The sequence below is a fragment of the Caldococcus noboribetus genome (assembly GCF_055389385.1).
Genome location: NZ_AP042475.1, coordinates 1303767 through 1322135, shown reverse-complemented (window position 1 = coordinate 1322135; position 18369 = coordinate 1303767). Strand labels below are relative to the sequence as shown.

Annotated in this window: 19 protein-coding genes; 8 read left to right on the top strand and 11 right to left on the bottom strand. The window is 62.3% G+C overall.

Going from position 1 to position 18369, the window contains the following annotated elements; all coding sequences use genetic code 11:
- Positions 1-238: 238 nt before the first annotated feature.
- Positions 239-910 (bottom strand): DedA family protein, encoded by a 672-nt coding sequence (locus ACZ5GQ_RS07095; RefSeq protein WP_498856453.1) that lies wholly within the window; start codon positions 908-910, stop codon positions 239-241.
- Positions 911-1034: 124 nt separating this feature from the next.
- On the opposite strand from ACZ5GQ_RS07095, the gene glcS reads away from it, so the two are divergent.
- Positions 1035-2633, top strand: a complete 1599-nt coding sequence (gene glcS, locus ACZ5GQ_RS07090; protein WP_498856452.1) for a glucose ABC transporter substrate-binding protein GlcS — start codon at positions 1035-1037, stop codon at positions 2631-2633.
- A 57-nt stretch (positions 2634-2690) separates the two neighbouring features.
- Here glcS and ACZ5GQ_RS07085 read toward each other — a convergent pair whose 3' ends face one another.
- A complete protein-coding gene (locus ACZ5GQ_RS07085) occupies positions 2691-3125 on the bottom strand; it encodes a pyrimidine dimer DNA glycosylase/endonuclease V (RefSeq protein ID WP_498856451.1) in 435 nt (144 codons plus the stop codon).
- Positions 3126-3195: 70 nt separating this feature from the next.
- On the opposite strand from ACZ5GQ_RS07085, the gene ACZ5GQ_RS07080 reads away from it, so the two are divergent.
- Both ACZ5GQ_RS07080 and ACZ5GQ_RS07075 read left to right on the top strand, forming a co-directional pair.
- A complete protein-coding gene (locus ACZ5GQ_RS07080) occupies positions 3196-3921 on the top strand; it encodes a 5-formyltetrahydrofolate cyclo-ligase family protein (protein WP_498856450.1) in 726 nt (241 codons plus the stop codon).
- Positions 3922-3924: 3 nt separating this feature from the next.
- The gene (locus ACZ5GQ_RS07075; protein ID WP_498856449.1) at positions 3925-4443 is read left to right on the top strand and encodes a class I SAM-dependent methyltransferase; all 519 of its coding nucleotides are present in this window, start codon (positions 3925-3927) and stop codon (positions 4441-4443) included.
- Here the strand turns inward: ACZ5GQ_RS07075 and ACZ5GQ_RS07070 are convergent.
- Entirely contained in the window at positions 4440-4820 is a 381-nt protein-coding gene (locus ACZ5GQ_RS07070) for a hypothetical protein (RefSeq protein WP_498856448.1), read from the bottom strand. The genes ACZ5GQ_RS07075 and ACZ5GQ_RS07070 overlap by 4 nt on opposite strands.
- A 266-nt stretch (positions 4821-5086) precedes the next feature.
- Between ACZ5GQ_RS07070 and ACZ5GQ_RS07065 the strand changes: the two genes are divergently transcribed.
- From ACZ5GQ_RS07065 to ACZ5GQ_RS07045, 5 genes are all read left to right on the top strand, one after another.
- The gene (locus ACZ5GQ_RS07065; protein WP_498856447.1) at positions 5087-5974 is read left to right on the top strand and encodes a helix-turn-helix transcriptional regulator; all 888 of its coding nucleotides are present in this window, start codon (positions 5087-5089) and stop codon (positions 5972-5974) included.
- A 59-nt stretch (positions 5975-6033) separates the two neighbouring features.
- Positions 6034-6810, top strand: a complete 777-nt coding sequence (locus ACZ5GQ_RS07060) for a class II glutamine amidotransferase (RefSeq protein ID WP_498856446.1) — start codon at positions 6034-6036, stop codon at positions 6808-6810.
- 4 nt (positions 6811-6814) lie between these two features.
- Complete coding sequence (locus ACZ5GQ_RS07055) at positions 6815-7678, top strand: EamA family transporter (RefSeq protein ID WP_498856445.1); 864 nt, start codon at positions 6815-6817, stop codon at positions 7676-7678.
- A gap of 194 nt (positions 7679-7872) precedes the next feature.
- Entirely contained in the window at positions 7873-8760 is an 888-nt protein-coding gene (locus ACZ5GQ_RS07050) for a ribokinase (protein WP_498856444.1), read from the top strand.
- A gap of 35 nt (positions 8761-8795) precedes the next feature.
- Positions 8796-9017, top strand: a complete 222-nt coding sequence (locus tag ACZ5GQ_RS07045; RefSeq protein ID WP_498856443.1) for a hypothetical protein — start codon at positions 8796-8798, stop codon at positions 9015-9017.
- Here ACZ5GQ_RS07045 and ACZ5GQ_RS07040 read toward each other — a convergent pair.
- The 8 genes from ACZ5GQ_RS07040 to ACZ5GQ_RS07005 form a co-directional block, all read right to left on the bottom strand.
- On the bottom strand, positions 9014-9706 hold the full coding sequence (locus ACZ5GQ_RS07040; RefSeq protein WP_498856442.1) for a hypothetical protein: 693 nt from the start codon (positions 9704-9706) through the stop codon (positions 9014-9016). The genes ACZ5GQ_RS07045 and ACZ5GQ_RS07040 overlap by 4 nt on opposite strands.
- A gap of 33 nt (positions 9707-9739) precedes the next feature.
- Positions 9740-11707 carry a hypothetical protein gene (locus ACZ5GQ_RS07035; RefSeq protein ID WP_498856441.1) on the bottom strand — a complete coding sequence of 656 codons (1968 nt, stop codon included), beginning with the start codon at positions 11705-11707 and terminating at the stop codon, positions 9740-9742.
- Between the two features lie 110 nt (positions 11708-11817).
- Complete coding sequence (locus ACZ5GQ_RS07030; RefSeq protein WP_498856440.1) at positions 11818-12057, bottom strand: hypothetical protein; 240 nt, start codon at positions 12055-12057, stop codon at positions 11818-11820.
- Between the two features lie 62 nt (positions 12058-12119).
- Positions 12120-13172: an encapsulin gene (locus ACZ5GQ_RS07025; RefSeq protein WP_498856439.1), complete on the bottom strand. Its 1053-nt coding sequence runs from the start codon at positions 13170-13172 to the stop codon at positions 12120-12122.
- Positions 13173-13346: 174 nt separating this feature from the next.
- Positions 13347-13697: a hypothetical protein gene (locus tag ACZ5GQ_RS07020; protein WP_498856438.1), complete on the bottom strand. Its 351-nt coding sequence runs from the start codon at positions 13695-13697 to the stop codon at positions 13347-13349.
- Positions 13698-13756: 59 nt separating this feature from the next.
- The gene (locus ACZ5GQ_RS07015) at positions 13757-14428 is read right to left on the bottom strand and encodes a B3/B4 domain-containing protein (protein ID WP_498856437.1); all 672 of its coding nucleotides are present in this window, start codon (positions 14426-14428) and stop codon (positions 13757-13759) included.
- A gap of 40 nt (positions 14429-14468) precedes the next feature.
- Entirely contained in the window at positions 14469-17030 is a 2562-nt protein-coding gene (locus tag ACZ5GQ_RS07010; protein ID WP_498856436.1) for an ABC transporter transmembrane domain-containing protein, read from the bottom strand.
- A gap of 76 nt (positions 17031-17106) precedes the next feature.
- Entirely contained in the window at positions 17107-18369 is a 1263-nt protein-coding gene (locus ACZ5GQ_RS07005) for a metal-dependent hydrolase family protein (protein ID WP_498856435.1), read from the bottom strand.

Genomic DNA, 18369 nt, shown 5'->3' with positions numbered 1-18369 from the left:
CTGTTCGCCAGGGGTTAATTATGCCCGTCGAGTTTTACCTGGCTGAGGCCCCTCGCTGCCGCAGGCCTAAAAGTAATCCTTAACGCCTCAGGCGCCTAGCCTTGAGGCCTGCGCGTTAAGCCGTTATGTAGCTGCAGAAGTGTAAAGTCCTCATCGCTGAAATTCATAACAGTTTGATGGCTCTGCGCTCGGACACTTAAGGCCCTTTGGCGCAGGGATTCAAACGCGGCCAGGGCATTCATGCCCTGAGGAGCATCGCAAGGCCTAACGCCACGAGCCCTGCGGCGCCGGCGTAGTCAAGCCATGGTGAGGTTATTATGGAGTAGCCGACGCTATAGCCCAGCCACGCCAGGAGCGAGTTCCAGGCCACAGAGCCCGCAAGCGTGTATGCCAGGAACCTCGCGGCGGCCATCCTGAAGAGCCCCGGAGGGGCGGATATGTAGGTCCTGACGGCAGGCAGCATCCTTCCTATGAGCACAGCCAGGCCTCCCCTGCTGGCGAAGAACTCCTCGGCCCTCCTCAGCTCCTCCCTGCTTACGCCTAGCGCTGAGGAGTACCTGTAAAGGAGCTCCCTCCCGCCCTCCCTCGCAGCATAGTAGAGCGCCGCCGAACCCAACAGGTTGCCGGCCGTCGACGCCAGGACAACACTGATGAGCCCCTGGATGGACCTGAAGTGGAGTGACGCCAGAGGAACTACAACCTCGCTGGGCACAGGCACGGCGGCGCTCTCAAGGGCCATGAGGCCAGCGATGCCAGCGTAGCCAAGCCTGCCTATGGCGAGCTCCGTCAGCCCCGCCAGGTACGATAACACCGCCGAGTCTGGCCTCAAAGCCTTGAACGCTGCCAGGCCGACGCCCACAGCGATCACTGCCGCTGCAAGCCAACGAACGGCATTCAACTGTCCTCCCACCGACAGCGGCTTTGCAGACATTTTAATATAGACTTGCCATGCGGCGCTCCTAATAAGGCCTAAATGTGTGTATACATGTTAAGCTCTTTAACTTCCAACTCTATGGTTCAGAGGTGTGAATAAAATGGGCTCGAGGTCCTTAAGCACGGCAGCTGTAGCGGCCATAGTAGTAGTTATTGTTATTATCGCCGCTGTCGGCGGCTACCTGGCTTACGTGTCGACGAGGCATCACGTGACAACAACCACTATAACGAGCCCCACGGTGACCACGCCCATTACAACATCAACTACGACCACCTCTGTTACAACGATAACCTTCTACACGTGGTGGGCCACTGAGGGCAAGATAGCGCTGGACCACGTCATTAACGCCTTTGAGGAAGCTTACCCGCAGTACGTGATAAGTCCCGAGGTCATACCCGGCGCGGGCGGCACGAACGCCAAGTTTGTGGTGCTTGGCATGATGGCGGCCGGCAAGCCGCCCGCCGCCTTCCAGGCCGACACCGGCCCCCTGATAGCCTCCTACGTGCTCGCGGCGCCCGAGGGGGCCAAGAGCTTCGTGAACTTCACCCCAATTATGATGAGCATGAAGGGCCTCTGGGACAACATAGTACCTGCCGTTATCGAGGCCAGCGCCTACAACGGAACCATGCCCTCAGCCCCCATAGACCTTGAGAGGGGCGCGCTGCTATTCATCAACATAAAGCTCCTCAGGGAGTACAACCTGCCGCTGCCGACTAACCTGAGCACGCTGATCTACGACACTGTGCAGCTTGCAAATCACGGCGTCTACCCGTGGATGGTGCCTGGCGCCGACGGAGGCTGGGACCAGCTTGAGCTGTGGAACAACATATACCTGTCCCTGCTGGTCCAGAACTTCGGGCCAGTCGGAGGGACCAGGGTATACCTGGAGACCATGTACGGCGTGGTTAACCTCGACAACTCCACCATACAGGACATAATAAACGAGACTGACGACCTCTTCCTTAACTTCACCTCGTACGACTACCCAGGCTGGCAGGACCTCACCTGGACCCAGGGCCTCAGCGACCTGATAGAGGGCAAGGTCGCGTTCCAGGCCAACGGCAACTGGGTGCCGCCCTACGCCTACGACTACGACAACACAACCATATACCCTGCCACCGAGCCCTACATAAGCTGGCCCAACGTTACGGTTGTGGCTGAGCCGTTCCCAGGCACCCAGGAGGTCTACGCGATAGCCATAGGCTCAATAGGGGTGCCTGCTGGGTTCCCGACGACGCAGGAGGGCGTGACCTTCGCTAAGTTCTTCATGTCATATCAGGGGCAGGTCACGTGGGGCACCTGGAAGGCAGTGCCCATGTACAAGAACGCCACTTCGCCAAAGTGGTGGTCCTTCGCGCCCTCTAGGTACGTTGACTGGGAGCAGGCCATATCGACGCCTCCCGACCAGTTCGTGTGGTGGATGCCCGACGGGGGAACCTTCGCTGACGTCTTTGGCACGTGGATATCGCAGCTCCTGGCCCTCCAGGAGGTGGGGAAGCCCTACATACCTGTCTACAACAGCCAGTTCGCCTCAATGATGCACGAGGAGTGCAGCGAGTGGTACTCAGCAGCCAAGGCGGGCCTCGGCTACCTGGGCCTCTCGGGCAAGCCATTTGACGGCTACTACCCGCCCTGGGTCATCGCGTCCACGAACTCCGTAAACATGAGCTACGTCTGCCCGACCTATTCCCTCCCATGAGGAGCCTAAGTCTTAGGCCTTTCTTTAGCTCCTTCTTTTTATTTTTATTTATTTTCTTTATTTTGCCCTCTCCCAGGGCTCCACGGGGCCCTCGACAACGTAAAACAGCGGGTGCGGCCTCACGTCCCTCACGTTCACCAGCTCCCTGTACCTCCCCGGGTCCCTGACGAGCAGCTTCCTGAGGAGGTGGCTGAACTCATAGGTCAGCTGCCCGCTCGTGACCGGGAGCCTTTCCACGGAGGTGCTATACTTGACTACCCTGCTTAAGTCGAAGCGGTAGCCCCTCCTGGCGCCCTCAAGGTACACATAGTAAAGGTAGCTGCCTATGTAGAGCACCGGGTCGCTGGTCGCCCTAAACCTTACCAGCTGCGGGTGGTTAACGTAACCCCTGGTTAGTCCCATCAGCACCCTCTGTGCTAGGAGGCCCTCCCTCCAGAGGGCTGTAAGGCCCTTTGAGTCAAGGTAAGAGGGGTCTATCGACCAGAGCCTCAAGGTCCCCAGCGGAGGGTGAGGGGGACAGCTAAAAGGCCTCAGGCCCGTAGCCCCAGGAGAGCTGGGAGCCTTGGAGGTAGAGGAGAAGCAGAGGCTCAGGCAGAGGATATGGGACCTCATGGAGAGGACAAACGTGGCCTCGTTTCCAAGGCCCGTCCACGGCAGGATACCGAACTTCGTGGGCTCCAGGAGGGCCGCTGAGAACCTAGCATCAACTGAGGAGTTCAGGAGGGCCAGGGTGATCAAGGTCAACCCGGACTCGCCCCAGAGGCCCGTCAGGGAGCTGGCCCTGAGGGCGGGGAAGCTGGTGCTGGTGCCGACGCCCAGGCTGAGAGGCCAGTTCTACCTCCTCGACCCCTCCAGGGTTGACCCTGGCTACGCGTCCTCAATAAGCGGCTTCACCAGGATAGGCGAGAGGGTGGGCGTCGAGTCGGCGCCTAACATAGATCTTATTGTGGTCGGCTCCGTCGCCGTCGCGCCTAACGGCTTCAGGGTGGGGAAGGGCGAGGGGTACAGCGAGCTCGAGTACGCCATGCTGAGGGAGATGGGGAAGGTGAGCGACTTCACGCCCATAGCGACCACTGTGCACGACGTCCAGGTGGTCAGCGAGGTCCCCCACATGCCCTACGACGTGCCAGTTGACATAATCGCCACGCCTACCAGGGTCATAAGGGTATCCCCGAGGCAGCCCAGGCCGCCCGGGCTGCTCATGGAGTACCTAAGCGATAAAAAGGTGCTGGAGACCCCTTACCTTAAGGCCTACCTCCAGAGGACAGGCAGGTGGCCGAGGAGGTAGCAGTTGGTCGGTGACAGGGAGCTGGCCGCCAGGTATGACTACGGCGCGGAGGCCTACGAGGAGCTCTATGGAGACGAGCAGCTTGAGAAGTACGAGGTTGGCCTCAGGCTCCTGCCTCCCAGGGGCAGGGTCATAGACGTGGGCTGCGGCACCGGGCTCCTGCTGGAGTACATGGCGTCCGCTGGCCTGCTGGACAACGTTAATGAGTTCGTGTGCCTTGACGTCAGCCGCTCCATGATCCTGGCCGCGGTAAGGAGGATGTCAGCCCTCTGCCCTGGCAGGTGTGCGGCCCTCATAGCCAACGCTGAGGCTCTGCCCTTCAGGGACCTGCAGTTCGACGTCGCCTACTCCTTCTCCGTGGTTAACCTCCTGGAGCGACCGGCCACGGCTATGGCAGAGATAGCCAGGGTCTCAAGGCACTCGCTCGTGACCCTGGTGCCGAGGGTGAGCGACTTCAGGCCGGGGGAGGGCTGGAGGCGCGTGGGCCCAGCAGGGAAGGACGAGGCCTACATGAGGCCCTAGGCGCCTATGACGGGCAAAGCCACCTCCCTGCCGCTGTTCATGTAGGCATAGGCGACAGCAGTTATGGCCAGGTTTATGAGCACTATAAGCAGGCTCACTATCTCCGTTGTCATGTCAAGGTTTGACTGGACCAGCAGCCAGGCCATCACCACATTGAATATGACGCTGACGGCTAACATTGACCTCCTGTAGCCTGCCATGGTTAGGCCTAGCGAGCCCCCCATGCCTATGAGTATGAATATCAAGGCCCCAAAGAAAGTGTAAAAGTCGTGCCTGAGGGCGGGCCCTCCCACGGCCAGGGCCACCACAAGGAAGACTATAGCTACTATCAGGTCCACCAGCAGGGCCCCAACCATGAGGTAGGTTGAGTACTTCAAGCCGCACCCCGCGTAGGCTTTGGCCTAGAGGCATTTATGCATTTAAGTTACGGGCCTTGCCAAAGCTAAGCGTCAGTACCTCACCTTATATTCCGTTCCATAAAAAGGATTGCGGGTGGCCTTAATGTCCCAGGAGCAGAAGGCCAAGAGGAGGGGCGGCTGCGGCCAGTGAGGATAGCCGCAGGGTCAACGTAGTTACCTTTTTACCTAGGTTGAGTTTCTAAAGCTTAAGAGCCCGGCCTTATACGTCATTCCCGGTTGCCCTTATGAGGCTTGCGGCCGCCGCCTTGGCAGTACTGCTGCTGGCCCTGCTTCCAGCGGCCAGGGCTCAGGCCGTCTGCTACTCGTCGCGCGCCTCTATAGACGTGGCAGGCGACCTGAGCCTCTGGGCGGCCTACAACGTCACTAAGGCCCCAGCGCTCATAGTGCTCCCGGCCGCCCTCCCCGTGGCATACCAAGCTGTAGAGAACGGCACGACGCCCCTGCCCATAAGCTACAATGGGTCTGACCTGGAGGTGGCGGTTGACGAGCCCGGCGTCGTTAACGTGAGCTACCTGACGCTCCAGGCGACCTCTAAGAGCGGCGACCTCTGGCAGGCGCAGCTTTACATGCCGTGCGAGGGCTGGCTCGTCATGCCTCCTGGCTCCGCCCCGGTCCAGGTGAGCCCGCTCCCCATACAGGTGAGCTACATTGACAGCTCCCCGGAGCTCCTGCTGCCCGAGGGCCAGGTCTCCGTGAGCTACATGCTATCACCGGCAACGACAACGGCGACTCCGACGCTAACCACGTCCACGAGCCCGCCGGCCACCACGACCCCCAGGCACGTGACGAGCTCGGAGGCGTACCTGATAGCGGCAATGGTTGTTGCTATAGTTGTGATCGCCCTCCTCCTGGGCTTTAGGGTTGGCAAGAGGCTTAGGAGGGCTGAGGCGGCCGGGCCTGAGAACGCGCTCGACGACAGGGACAGGGCCATACTCGACGCCCTGGCCAGGAGGGGAGGGGAGGCGACGGCGTCGGACCTGATGAAGGACACGGGCATACCCAAGACGCCCATGTACAGGAGGCTCTCCAAGCTCGAGGGCATGGGCTACATAGACGAGTACATGAAGGGAGGGGTGAAGGTCTACAGGTGCAAGAGGCCCGGCTGCAGGTGAGCCGCTAAAAGAGCCGTTTAGCGTAAGAGCCCCGCAGCCTTGCCATCCCCGGGAGCCCTATGTGCAGGATGGTGGGAGCTGTATCGTCCTCCCCCGGCGAGGTCAGGCTGCTGGCCTCCTGCCTAGCCAGGGCGGCCCAGAGGGACGTGCTGAGGTATGACGAGGTTCACGGTGACGGGTGGGGCATGGCCGTCTACTCGCGTGATGGGCTGTTGGTCAGGAGGAGCGCAAGGCCAATATTTGAGGACCTCAAGGACCCCGGATCCCTTCAGCTGCCCTCAGGGGAGCAGGTGGTCGTGCTGCACGCCAGGGCCGCCTCGGACAGGTCAAAGGTTGGCATAGCCTACTCACACCCCTATGAGGCGCTAAGCGTGGACGGCGAGAGGCTCTACCTGCTGGCCCACAACGGCTCCGTCGACAGGGAGGGGGTTGGAGGGGCCCTAGGCCTCGGCGGGCTCTCCAGCAATTACGTCGACAGCGAGCTGGCCCTCATGCTGATAGCCAGGGAGGGGCTCAGCGAGGGGACCCTTGAGCTCTTAAGGAGGTACACGGAGACGGCCCTGGACCTCCTAATAGTGGAGGTTGAGAGGCGCTCAGGCACTGCAAGGCTCTACGCCTACAGCTACTGGAGGAACCCTGAGGACGGTGAGTACTACGAGCTCAGGGCGGTCAGCACGGGCTCCACCACGGCCGTCATGTCCTCAACTGTAGCTAAGTACTGCGAGGAGCTCGGGCTGAAGCACAGCGGCCTCAGCCCCGGCGAGCTGGTCAAGGTGGGCGAGCTCTCAGTCAACAGCTCAGGCGACCTTGTGAGCTTTAGCCGCTGGCGGGGGTAACTTCTTGAGCCTCCCTGGCGACGCCGCGGCCCTGGCAACGGCAGTAATATGGGCCTACGCCAGCCTTGCCTACAAGCCGTTCATAGTCAGGCTCGGCGCCCTCAGGACCAACGTGATGAGGATGCTCTACGCCTCACTGGCCACACTCCCCTTCGCCGTGGCCCTAATGACCTTTAAGGAGGGGGAGGCCTTTGCCGTCCTGAGCGGCGTCCTCTCGCTCAGCGTTGGGGACACCCTGTACCTGGCCTCAATAGGCTCGGCTGGCCTCTCAGTGGCGGCCCCGCTGTCATACACCTACGTCATATTGGCTGAGATGATGTCAGTCCCTGTCCTGGGCGAGAGGCTGACCCCCGGCCTGGCAGCCGCGGGGGCTCTCATAGTTGCCGGCGTCACGCTTATCAGCGCCGGCCCGGGCGGCAGGGCCTCGCCGAGGGGGGTCGCGATGGCCCTGGGGGCCTCGGCGGCCTGGGCCCTGGGACAGGTCATGATAGGCCTCGCCGACGCGGGAGGGGTGCCGCCGGTGGTCATAGCTTTCCTGAGGGTGGCGGCCTCGGGAGGCCTGCTGGCCCTGGGGCTTAAGCTGGCTGCCTACGCCAGGGGTAATGACTCTGGCCTGCTCATTGCCCTGAGGAAGACCGTGCGGTCCTCCCTCCCGCTGGTGGCTGCCCTGGACCTCGGCCTCGGCGTCACGCTGTTCGCGTTCTCAGTCAGCGCCTCGGGCTTCGACCAGGCAGTCGTGCTCGTCAGCTCGCTTCCGCTCTTCGCCCAGCTCATGGCGTGGCTCTCTGGGGCTGAGAGGCCCAGGCCGACCGAGGTAGCGGGGGCCGCGGCCGTGGTCGCAGCTGTGGCGGTCGCCTTCATGGCCTAGCTCAGGGCCCTGGGGTTCTTCCCAGCTTTCCAAGGGCCCTCCTGCGCCCTCTAACGCGCCATCGCTGCGGGCCAGCTAGCGCTGTTAGCCCTTAAGTTGGAACGCGGGCCCGGCGTCGGATGGCTTCAGCCATCCAAGGCGCGGGGCAGTTAACGTCTAAAAGCAGGCCGGGTACTCGCTGGGCGGCAGCCGTCATGAGGCCCCAGCTGACCTCGGTGGGAAGCTACAACGTAGATTATTACATAGTCGTTGACAGGCTGCCCGTGCCGGGGGAGACCATCAGGGCAAAGGAGTTCTACCTGGGCCACGGCGGCAAGGGCTCGAACCAGGCGGTCTCGGCAGCCAGGCTCGGCGCCTCCGCAAGGCTCATAGCGGCCGTCGGGAACGACGAGGAGGGCAGGAAGGCCCTGGAGTTCCTCTCGTCCGAGGGAGTTGACACCTCGGGGGTCTCAGTGAAGCCCTCCAGGACAGGCAGGGCTTACATACTGGTGAGCAGGGGCCAGAACATGATAGTTGTGGACCCGGGCGCAAACTCCATGCTCAGCGAGGAGGACGTGCTCAGGTCGCTGCCAAGGGGAGGGGCGCTGACGGCGTCCCTTGAGGTGCCCCTGAGCGCTGTCAGGGCTGCCCTGGAGTCCTTCAGTGGCGTCAAGGTTTTCAACCCGGCCCCTGCGGCTCCTGAGGCGAGGGAGCTGGCGAGGCTGGCAGACGTAATAACGCCTAACGAGGTCGAGGCGCTTCAGCTCACCGGGGCCTCAACGCCCGCCGAGGCCGCCGAGAGGCTCCTTGAGCTCGCCCCAGCGGTGATTATAACCCTGGGCGAGAGGGGGGCCATGGTGGCCGAGAGGGGCAGGGACAAGGCCATCATAGAGGCCCCCAAGGTTGACGCAGTTGACCCCACCGGGGCAGGGGACGCCTTCAACGCAGCCCTGGCGTACTCGCTCGCCTGCGGCCTTGACCTTGTGGGGGCGGCGTCGGTGGCCGTTAGGGCGGCGTCATACAAGGTGACCAGGAAGGGGGCCCTGGGCCTCAGGGCCTCGGAGCTCCTCAGCCTTGGCCTTGAATTGCCCTGCAGCAGATAATAGGCTTGCCCTTACACCAGGAGGGGGGAGATGGCTTGAAGCTGCTGCTCTTGATAGCCCTCGTCGTGGCCGCGGGAGGGCTTGGCGTGGCCGCGCACGCGGCCGTGGGGCACGGCCTGCTCCTGGTTCACCTGCTTAGGGTCATCCACGTCCTTCACGTTGCACGCAGGGCTGCCCCCTCAGGGCCCGTCGTCTCCAGCGGCCCCTCTAACCTGTTAATCTCAAGGACTTTGACTGGCATAGCTGTGCCTCCCTAGAGCAGGTTGACCAGGTCCCCGTACCTCTTCAGGACGTCCTCGCCCTCCGAGAGCTTAAGCCACGAGAGCCAGGTCACGGCCACTGGGCTGACGCCGTACTTCCTGAGGGACTCAAGGAGCCTCACGAACTCCGCGTCGTCCTGAGGCACTGTGACCCCAGCCCTCTCGCCCACGGCCTGGACATACTTCTTGACTATCCTGTCTGGCATGGCCGTGTCAACGCCTCCCATCATCCTGAGGTACTGATAAGTTATGAGCCCCACCCCCCTGACCGAGCCGACCGGGTCGGACCTCCAGCCCTCAAGCCTTGACTGGGCCGCCCATGACCTTAGCCTTGACCTGTCATCGTCCCCGAATCGCAGCAGCGACGAGGCGACACCCTTGGCGACGGACCACGACCTCCTGTTCCTCCAGTACCTGAGCAGGAGGCCCTCGTCAGCTGAGGCCAGGTCCTCCAGCCTCCTCACCACGCCCGAGTCCACCAGCTCCTCCTTGAACCTGAGCACCCTCGGCACCACAGCTGTGAAGTAGCTGAGCCCGGCCGAGGTGAAGGAGGCGTCGACTACCATGAGGACCACGCTGCCTCCCCACCTCATGGAGTTGAGGCACCTCTGAGCGAACTCCTCAGCCGAGGGCTCGGACTCCAGCTCCCTGGCAAGCTCCCTGGCAAGCCTTGAGGGGGCCTCCAAGGCGTTCCCCTCAGCCCCTCCGCGGCCTCAGACTTAAGGCAGGCCTCCCCATCTATAGAGGAACACTATAACCGCGTAGAAGTACGTGACCCCTGGCCCCTGCCACGAGTACGGCACTGATACGAAGAACGCCACGGGCACGTAGTAGGGCTCAGGGCTCGGCGCGCTAACCGGGGCGGGTGCTATGCTGCCCGTGGGCCCCACGTAGGCCACCGCGGCCGGGGTGAACGAGGAGGCGCTCCTGAGCCACGAGGCCCCCTGGCCAAGGACCCCATACCTGCCCAGCTGGGAGAGGCCGTACATCATGAGGTCGTATATGGTGGTGTTGAGCACGTTGCTCACGTTCCTGGCGGGGCCGCCTGTGAGGCCGGGGAACTGGAGCACCTCAACGTTGTACTGGTAGCTGGCCGAGGAGTAGCTGGTGAACAGCGCTTGGCCCGAGTAGGGGTTGACCCTGCCGGCTATCCTGAGCATCTGATAAGACTTGGCCATGTCGCCCAGGCCGTAGGTCACAGCGTAGACTCCTGGTCCCACGCTGATTATGTTTGGGAACGGCATTATGGTCACGGAGCCGGTGGAGTTGTCATATATTCCAAGGAAGACGTCGTAAACCATAACGTACGTCTCGTTCGCGGGGAGCCTCAGCATCCTCAGGTAGGCCCCGGACTGCCCAACGGTGGCCGTGAGGGCGTCTGCAACCAGCTCTATCTGGGTGCCATTTATGGTTGAGCCATCTACCACGGACGTCCTGTTGGCCAGGACGCCTATCCAGTAGCCGTAGTCCCACCAGGCCACTATCACCGAGCCGGGAGGCGTGTTGTCCCTGACGTAGCTGAGGGCGAGGGGCCAGGCGTTGTTAACTGGGACTATCACCTTCCCATCAGGGGACCTCAGGGCCCCAAGCCAGCCGGTCTCTATTGACGGCGCCTCAAGCTGAAGCGTGTTGTAGTCGGACACCGCATAGTAGGCCATGGACGCCAGGACTATGGCTGTCAGCAGAGCCGCTCCTATCGCTGCGCCTCTACTGGTCGTCGCCTGCTGGGGCCTGCGGCGCCTCGCAGCGCTATGGACTGGCCTGAGCGACCCTAACAGGGCTATTGAGGTGCCCCCTGCAATCACTGCATAGAGCGCAGCTGACGGCAGGTAGTAGGCCTGGTTGACGGAGGCGTAGGTGAATATAGCCATGAGCTCCAGCGACGTCACAGCAATGACGTCGATGGGGGAGGGCTCCAGCCTTCCAGTTGCCCTGCCGGCGAGCACGGCAACCATGCCTATCAGCGACAGGACGAAGAACGGCGCATATGACGATATCACCTGCTGCGGCGGGACCCCCATGTACTCCTGCACCGTCAGGGGCACCACCGCCCCAGGCGGCGGAGCTACGCCGAGGCCCATGAGGACCCTGGAGGGGAGGCTAACCATACCCGAGGCCACGGCTACCACTGCGAGGCCAGCCAACACTGTGAGGGCCCACGCGTGCACCCTGAGCCTGCTGAGACCCCTGAACCTGGTGAGCATGAGGAGCTCTATGGCGTAGGTTATCAGCGAGGCCTCAGCGACCAGCCCCACCCCCCTGGTGAAGACGTGGGGGCTCACGGCCGGCGAGGTCAGGGCGACGGCAACAAAGGCCGCCCACGAGGCCAGCAGCCTCCAGAGCCCCGTCAGGGAAGGCTTGTATAGGAAGGGCTCGGTGAGGGCCAACAGAGCCACGAGGAGGGCCATGTACTGGTAGCCTCCCCAGAGCCACGCTATGAGGCCCCCTGAGGCCCCCGCGGCTATGGCCATTGTAGCTGCCGCGGCGGCCCTGGAGGCCCTGTAAGACCTGGCGATGAAGTAGAGGGGGTAGGGGAGCAGGGCTATGCCGTCAAAGACCTTGGCTGGGTCAGTTGCAAAGCCGTGGTCCAGCACCGTTATTGGCAGGAAGGCGAAGCCCGCCGCGGCCGCGAGGGCAGCCATGGAGCTGCCCCTGACCTCCTTAACTGCCATGTAAACGCCTACCACGCCAAGCACTGCAAAAGCCACGGGGGACAGCGAGAGGGTGACCTCGACGCTGGCGCCCGTGAGCCTTGAGGCCAGGGCTGAGAGCCACGGGAGCCCAAGGTACTCGCTGTTCAGGAAGTCCCTTCCCCAAGGGTACCACCAGAAGCTTGAGGCGCAAGGCCAGCGAGGCCGCCGAGGCCGTGTGAGTAGAAGTAGTTGGCAAGCCAGAGGTACTCGTAGGGGTCTACCTCGCTCAGCGTTGGCCCGTACCTGAGGTACGGCACGAGCCTCAGGGCCGCCGTGAGGGCCGCCACTAGGGCCAGCAGGGCGTACTCTATAGCCCCCTTGAGGGCGTTCCTCAGCCTTATCAAGCCTCTTCACGAAAATGGCGAGGACTAACATAAAAATACTTTGTAAATAATTACAAATAAAATCAGCCCGTAATTACAGCTATGGCCTGGGGTGACTTGACCCTAACGGCCAGGGTCTCCCAGAGCGCGAACCTGTGGGAGCTCCCGCTGGGGCCAAGGTAGTCAAGCCTCAGGTCTGAGCCGACGACCACGTCAGCGACGTCAGGGTAGGGCGGCACCAGGATTGCCACACCGTCGCCCACGCCAGCGGAGACCACGACCTTGTCGACCAGCCTCGAGGCCCTGCTGAGCTCGTCAACCCCCGCTGGGTCAACCACCGAGGCCAGCCTGGCCCTGGTCGAGGGGGAGATTAGCAGCAGGTACGAGGGGTACCTGACCTTCAGGTCCTCCAGGGCCTTGGCCAGGAGGGACGTGAAGGAGCCTGGGGACGACCAGCCGCCGGCCTCCCTGACTGAGGCCGCGGAGGCCAGCGAGTTGGCTATAAGCGAGTCCTCCTCAAGCCCAAGGAGCGACGCCGCCCTGGCTGCTGATGCCGGCCTGAGAGGGGCGGAGAGCCTGCGAGAGTAGTCTATCAGGTCCTGCTCCACCTCAAAGTAGGTTATCAGCCTCGAGAGCTGCACCGGCTGCGAGGACGCCTTAATCACGTCCCCCTCAGTTATGGCTTCCGACGGGGCCACGAGGGAGCCGTCGCCTAGCACAGTGACCGGCAGGGATGACCTCAAAGCCCTGGCCCTGCCAAGGGCCTCTTTTATGGTAGACCTGAGGGAATCTGCCTCGTCGCCGCTCAGCGGCCCAAGGGGCTGCGGGTCGCCTTCCTGGCCCTTGCCCTTGCCGCCGCTGACAAGGGACGCCACCTCCTTGGACCCCGCCTCAAACTCCTTGACCTGCTCAGGGTCAAGCCTTTTGAGGAGCTCAAGGAACTCGCCGAAGTGGGTCTTCTCCTCGCCGGCCACGTCCAGAAGCACCTTCCTGACGGACTCGTCGCTCACGGCGTCCGCAAGCTGCTGGTAGAGGTTTATGGCGTCAAGCTCAGCTATTATGGCAAGCCTCACGGCCTGGGCAACTCCAGAGCCCTCAACCTTCTGCGAGGGCTCCGTCGGGTTCCTTGAGAGCAAGCTTTGCACCGCGCTTTTATGGAGATGTAGGTTAATATTGATATACTGTCGTGGAAGTCGCGAGGCCAGGACTTGAGCCGCAGCCCCGGGGTGACGCGTTGCATGACCGCGCTGTCTCCGGCTGGCAGCACAGCTTAGCGCGTCCTGTGAGGGGCCGACCCTGAAGACTCCCCTTTACTTGAAGAAAGCCACCGCGGCCCCTATGAGGAACCCCACGAAAATTATAACTGACGTGAACAGGGGCTCTATGACGCTCAGGAACGGCGCGAGCGACTTAAGGCCCTCGGCCAGCTGCGTCGTGTTGCCCGAGACGACGCCCGCCGCCAGGGACTTGAAGTTCAGCGCGCTAATCCTCCAGACGCTGAGGAGGTCGCCCACTATTAGTATAAGGAAGAACGCTATGATGTACTTAAGGCCCTTGAACAGCACGTACCCAGCGCCGAAGCCCAGGAGGAACTCTATTATGGTGATAGCTATGCCTGTAGGCGACGAGAGGTCGACCCCTAGCGCCTGAAATATGTTCACTATTATATCACCGCCTCGGGAGGAAAGCCTTTGGCAAAGGTTATAAGTTTTGATCACCTTCACGCCTCGCAGGCGGGGCCCTCCTGGGCCCAGCCAACGGCCGAGGAAAGCCTAACCGTGAGGTCAACGGCCTGCCCCACCAGCTCCCTCCCAACCCCTGGGACGCCAGTGCCGACTATCAGCGCCCTCCTAGTGGACTCCCTCACTGAGGTGAGCGAGGAGTCCCTGTGGGCGTAGAGGTGCACGACGACGCCCCTAGAGTCAACCATTATCGGGTACCCCTCGGGCAGCTCCTGCTCCCTGCCGCCTATGGGGTAGAACTTGACCCTCTGCCTTGACAGAGTTATGGTAAGCGGAGGGGAGGCCAGGTCAAGGTCGTAGATGCCTATGGGCACCAGGGTCCTCAGCGACGCCAGGTTGCCCGCGTCCACGAGGGGGCTTACCCTTGGGAACTCGCCCCTCAGGGCCCTCCTGGCCAGGGCCTCGGAGCTGGGCCTGACCTTAGTTGGGTCTATGCCAAGCCTCCAGAAGAAGTCCCTGTAGGCCCTGACCACGGGGTGGTCCTTGAGCCCCTCAAGGGTCAGGGAGGACCTAACGTAGGCCACGTAGTCTGAGACGACGCCTCCCAGGGGGTCCCCGTCTACCCTTCCCCTGAGCTCAACGGTAGTGTAGACCACGAAGATGCCCCTCTCCCTGGCCTCCTCAGAGACCTTGACCAGGTCGCAGCTCAAGCCTGCCCCCGCGGGTCCCAGGCCGGGCGGGCTTTTGGGCTTAGCCCACGGTCTCCCTGAGGAGCTTGAGGCTCCTGCCGTCCAGCTGGTCTGGGTAAATCTCGTATATCACCCCGCTCCTGCTGTCGATGACCGCTATCCTGTTGTTCAGCATTATCACGTCGCCCCTGCTCTGGGAGAGCACGGAGGCCTCAAAGCTCCTGGAGCCGTCAACAGCTATCACCCTCCACGACAGCCCGTCGCCCGTGGCAACTATGTCCCTGATCCTTGAGACCCTGTACTTCACAAGGCCCCTCCTTATGGCGTCTGCCAGGGCCCTCCTCGATGCCTCGTCAAGCCTGTTCATGTCAAGTATTATGGCCACCTCGTTGCCCTCGCCGTCGTAGAGGCCAACAACCTCGGGGTGGGTTATTGGGAAGAGCAGCTTGGGCCTGAGCCCCCTGTACGTGATACCGCCTAGGGTTACGTCAACGAGGCTCCCCCTGTCCGACGGCATAACCTTGACCGTGGATGGGTCCTCTATTATGGGGGCCTCCCTCACCTGCCTGGGAGGCGGGGGCGGGACGTACTCGGCGTAGCCATACGATGACATGAGGTCGTAGAGCTTGCCGTGGGACTCCATGAGCTCCCTTGGCGTGCCCACCTCCACCACCCTGCCGTTCTCCATGACCACCACCTGCTCGGCCCCCATGATCTCGACCGGGTTGTGGGTTATCATTATGGTCGTCCTCCCCCTGGTCAGGTTCGTTATGGCCTGGTACACCAGGGTCTCGCTCTCGACGTCAAGGTTTGACGTGGCCTCATCAAGTATAACCAGGTCAGGGTCCTTTATGAGCGCCCTTGCTATCCCAACCCTCTGCCTCTGCCCGCCCGAGAGGTAGGTGCCCCTCTCGCCCGCTATGGTGTCGTAGGCCAGCGGGAACTGGACTATCTCGCCGTGTATCATAGCGGCCCTGGCGGCCTCTATTATCTCCCTTGGCCCCACGGGCTTCTCCGCGCCGAAGGCTATGTTGTTCCCAATGGTGTCGTAGAACAGTGTGACGTCCTGGGGCACGTAGGCGACCCTTGACATGAAGTGCCTCCTGTCAACCCTGCTCACGTCGACGCCGTCCACAGTTATCGAGCCCTCCTGCGGCCTGTAGAGGCCGAGCAGGAGCTTGACGAGGGTGCTTTTGCCCGAGCCTGAGCGGCCCACTATGGCGACCCTGGAGCCTCCCCTGACCCTTATGTTCACCCCCTTCACCACGGGGACCAGAGGGTCATAGCCGAAGGTGACGTCCCTGAACTCCACGTCACCCCTCATGTTTGGCCTCTCAGACCCGCCTGGGCTTGAGGCGGGGGCCTCAAGCAGCTCCCTGAGCCTGTCGGCCGAGGTCAGCGACTGCTGCACGAAGGGGAGCACGTTGCCCAGGTTGTTTATGGGGGCGTAGAACTGGCTGGCGTAGGCAACGAAAGCCACAAGCACGCCGAGCTTGACCGTCCCGTTTATTACCTCCGTGCCGCCGACCCACCATATCACCACTGTGGCCAGCGAGAGCAGGAAGCCCAGGAGGGGCCAGTAGGTCTGGTTCATCAAAGTTATGTCGATGCTTGACCTCAGGAGCCTCCTGAGGCCCGACTCAAGCCTTGAGCTCACCGCCTCCTCCTTGCCGAAGGACCTTATTACTACGTAGTTCGGCACCGTGTCGTTTATCAGCGACGTGACGTCGGCGCTGTTCCTCCAGTTCCTGTGGTAGAGCCTGTGCGACTTCCTCCTGTAGCTGTATATCATGTAGGCCACCAGGGGCACGGGGATAACCAAGTAGGCCGCCAGCCTGGCGTCCATAGTGAAGAGTATGACCCCTATGCCTATCACCGTGAGCACGTTAGTTAGCACAGTAGGCAGCCCCCAGACCATCAGCCAGTTGGTGTTGCCGGCGTCTGTTGTGAGCCTGGAGAGTATCCTTGACGGCGTCACCCTGTCTATGAACGAGGCCTCCACGTTGTTTACTACGTGCCTGTAGAGCTCGTGCCTTATGTGGTTTATTATCATGGAGCCCGTGGAGTTCAGCACGTAGTTTTGGACAGCAGAAACTATGGTAAGGGCCACGTAGGAGCCCAGGAGGGTCGCTATGAGCTCCACGAAGAGGCCCCGCGGGTGCGACGGGCTCTCCAGGACGCTGTCTATGAGCACCTTCAGGAGGTACGGGGGCACCAGGTTGAGGGCAGTGGCCACGAGCGCCAGGGAGGTGCCTATTATGAGCCTCCTCCTGTAGGGCCTTGCAAACGTGTAGAGCCACCTTATAGTGCTCGCCCTCCTCTCCCTCCTGCCGCCGCCCTCGCTCGACGGCTCGCCCTGGACCCTTAGCCTCCTGTTTATGGCCTCGGCCAGCCTCCTGAAGTCGTCCTCCCTGGGCCTGGTGAAGTAGAGGGCCTCAACCTGCCTCCCGTCGTTCAGCTCAAGGACCAGCCTGCTGACGTTAACCCCTGGCTCCACGAAGGCCCTCCTGACGTCGCTTAGCCTAGCTATTACCCTGCCGTCGGCCAGCAGGGCCTCATCGCCTAGCTCAACGTTTATGCACGCTGGCGTCATGTCAGGGCCCAGGTCAGCGCAGGCTCTCAACCCTCAGTTCCCTTTACCCACTAAAGGGTGGAAGGGGCCCATTTACGTGTTGAGGTTACTTTTAACAGGAGAAAGGTCAGGCCTTAGAGGTCAGGTCCTTTATTATGTCCCCTCCCCTGACCACCAGCTTTATCCTCGACCTGTCCGTGAGAACTCTGACGTTCTCAAGTGGGTTGCCGTCGACAAGTATGAGGTCAGCCAGGGCCCCCTTGGCTATTACGCCCGCCCTGCCCTCGAGGCCTGCGGCGTAGGCCGCGTTCCTGGTGGCAGCTATGAGCGCCTCCTGCGGGGTCATGCCTACCTTCTCGACGAATATGGCGACCTCTTCGGCGTTCTCCCCGTGCCTGCCCACGCCGCCCGAGAAGTCTGTGCCAGTGGCCAGCCTCACGCCCATCCTGTAGGCCCTCTTTATGTTCTCGAGGTGGACGTCTGCCAGCTCAGCTATCTTCTTCATGCCCCACTCGGGCACCCCTAGCTTCTGGCCCTCCTCGAGGAGCCTGTAGTCTATGGCGAACGTGGGCACGCAGGTGGCCCCTGCCTTGAGGACCTCCTCCGCGGCCTCCTCGTCCATCATGTCGCAGTGGGCCACTATCTTAACCCCTGCCCTGGCGGCGTTCACTATGCCCGCCTTGCCCTCCGCGTGGGCGTGAACCCACCTGTTGGCGGCCCTGGCCTCGTCAACTATTGCCCTGAGCTCCTCGAGCGTGAACTGCCTGTACTCGGGCCTGTCCCTCTGGCTCAGCACACCTCCGGAGGCCATGACCTTTATGAAGTCTGCCCCCTCCCTCATTGCGTACCTGGCGGCCTTCCTGCACTCAGCCTCACCGTCGCATATGAGCGCGGCGAAGGGCGTGAGCTTCCTGGTGGTCCTGTAGTCGACCCACTCCACGGGCAGGTAGTGGGTGTCGGCGTGGCCGAAGGTCTGGGACAGCACGGGGCCGGCGGCCACCACCCTGGGGCCCCTCACCGTGCCCTCGGCCACGGCGTCCCTCAGATGAAGCCCAACTATGCTCCCCGCGTCCACCACGGTGGTGAAGCCGGCGTCAGCCAAAGCCTCCAGGTCCCTCACGGCCCTGGCGAAGAAGACCCCTATGGGTGTCAGCAGGTCCTCCTCTATCTTTCCGCTCCTTGAGCCCGTGAGGTGCATGTGGGCGTCTATGAGCCCCGGCATGAGGAACATGCCCCTGGCGTCTATAACCCTGGCCCCCTCCGGCGGCGAGACCTCGCCCCTGGTGCCGACGTCCTCTATTACGTTGTCCTTAACTACAACCGTGCCCCTGAAGGGCTGCCCTCCGGATGAGTCGAAGATCAGCGCGTCCTCTATAACAAGCGTGCCCAC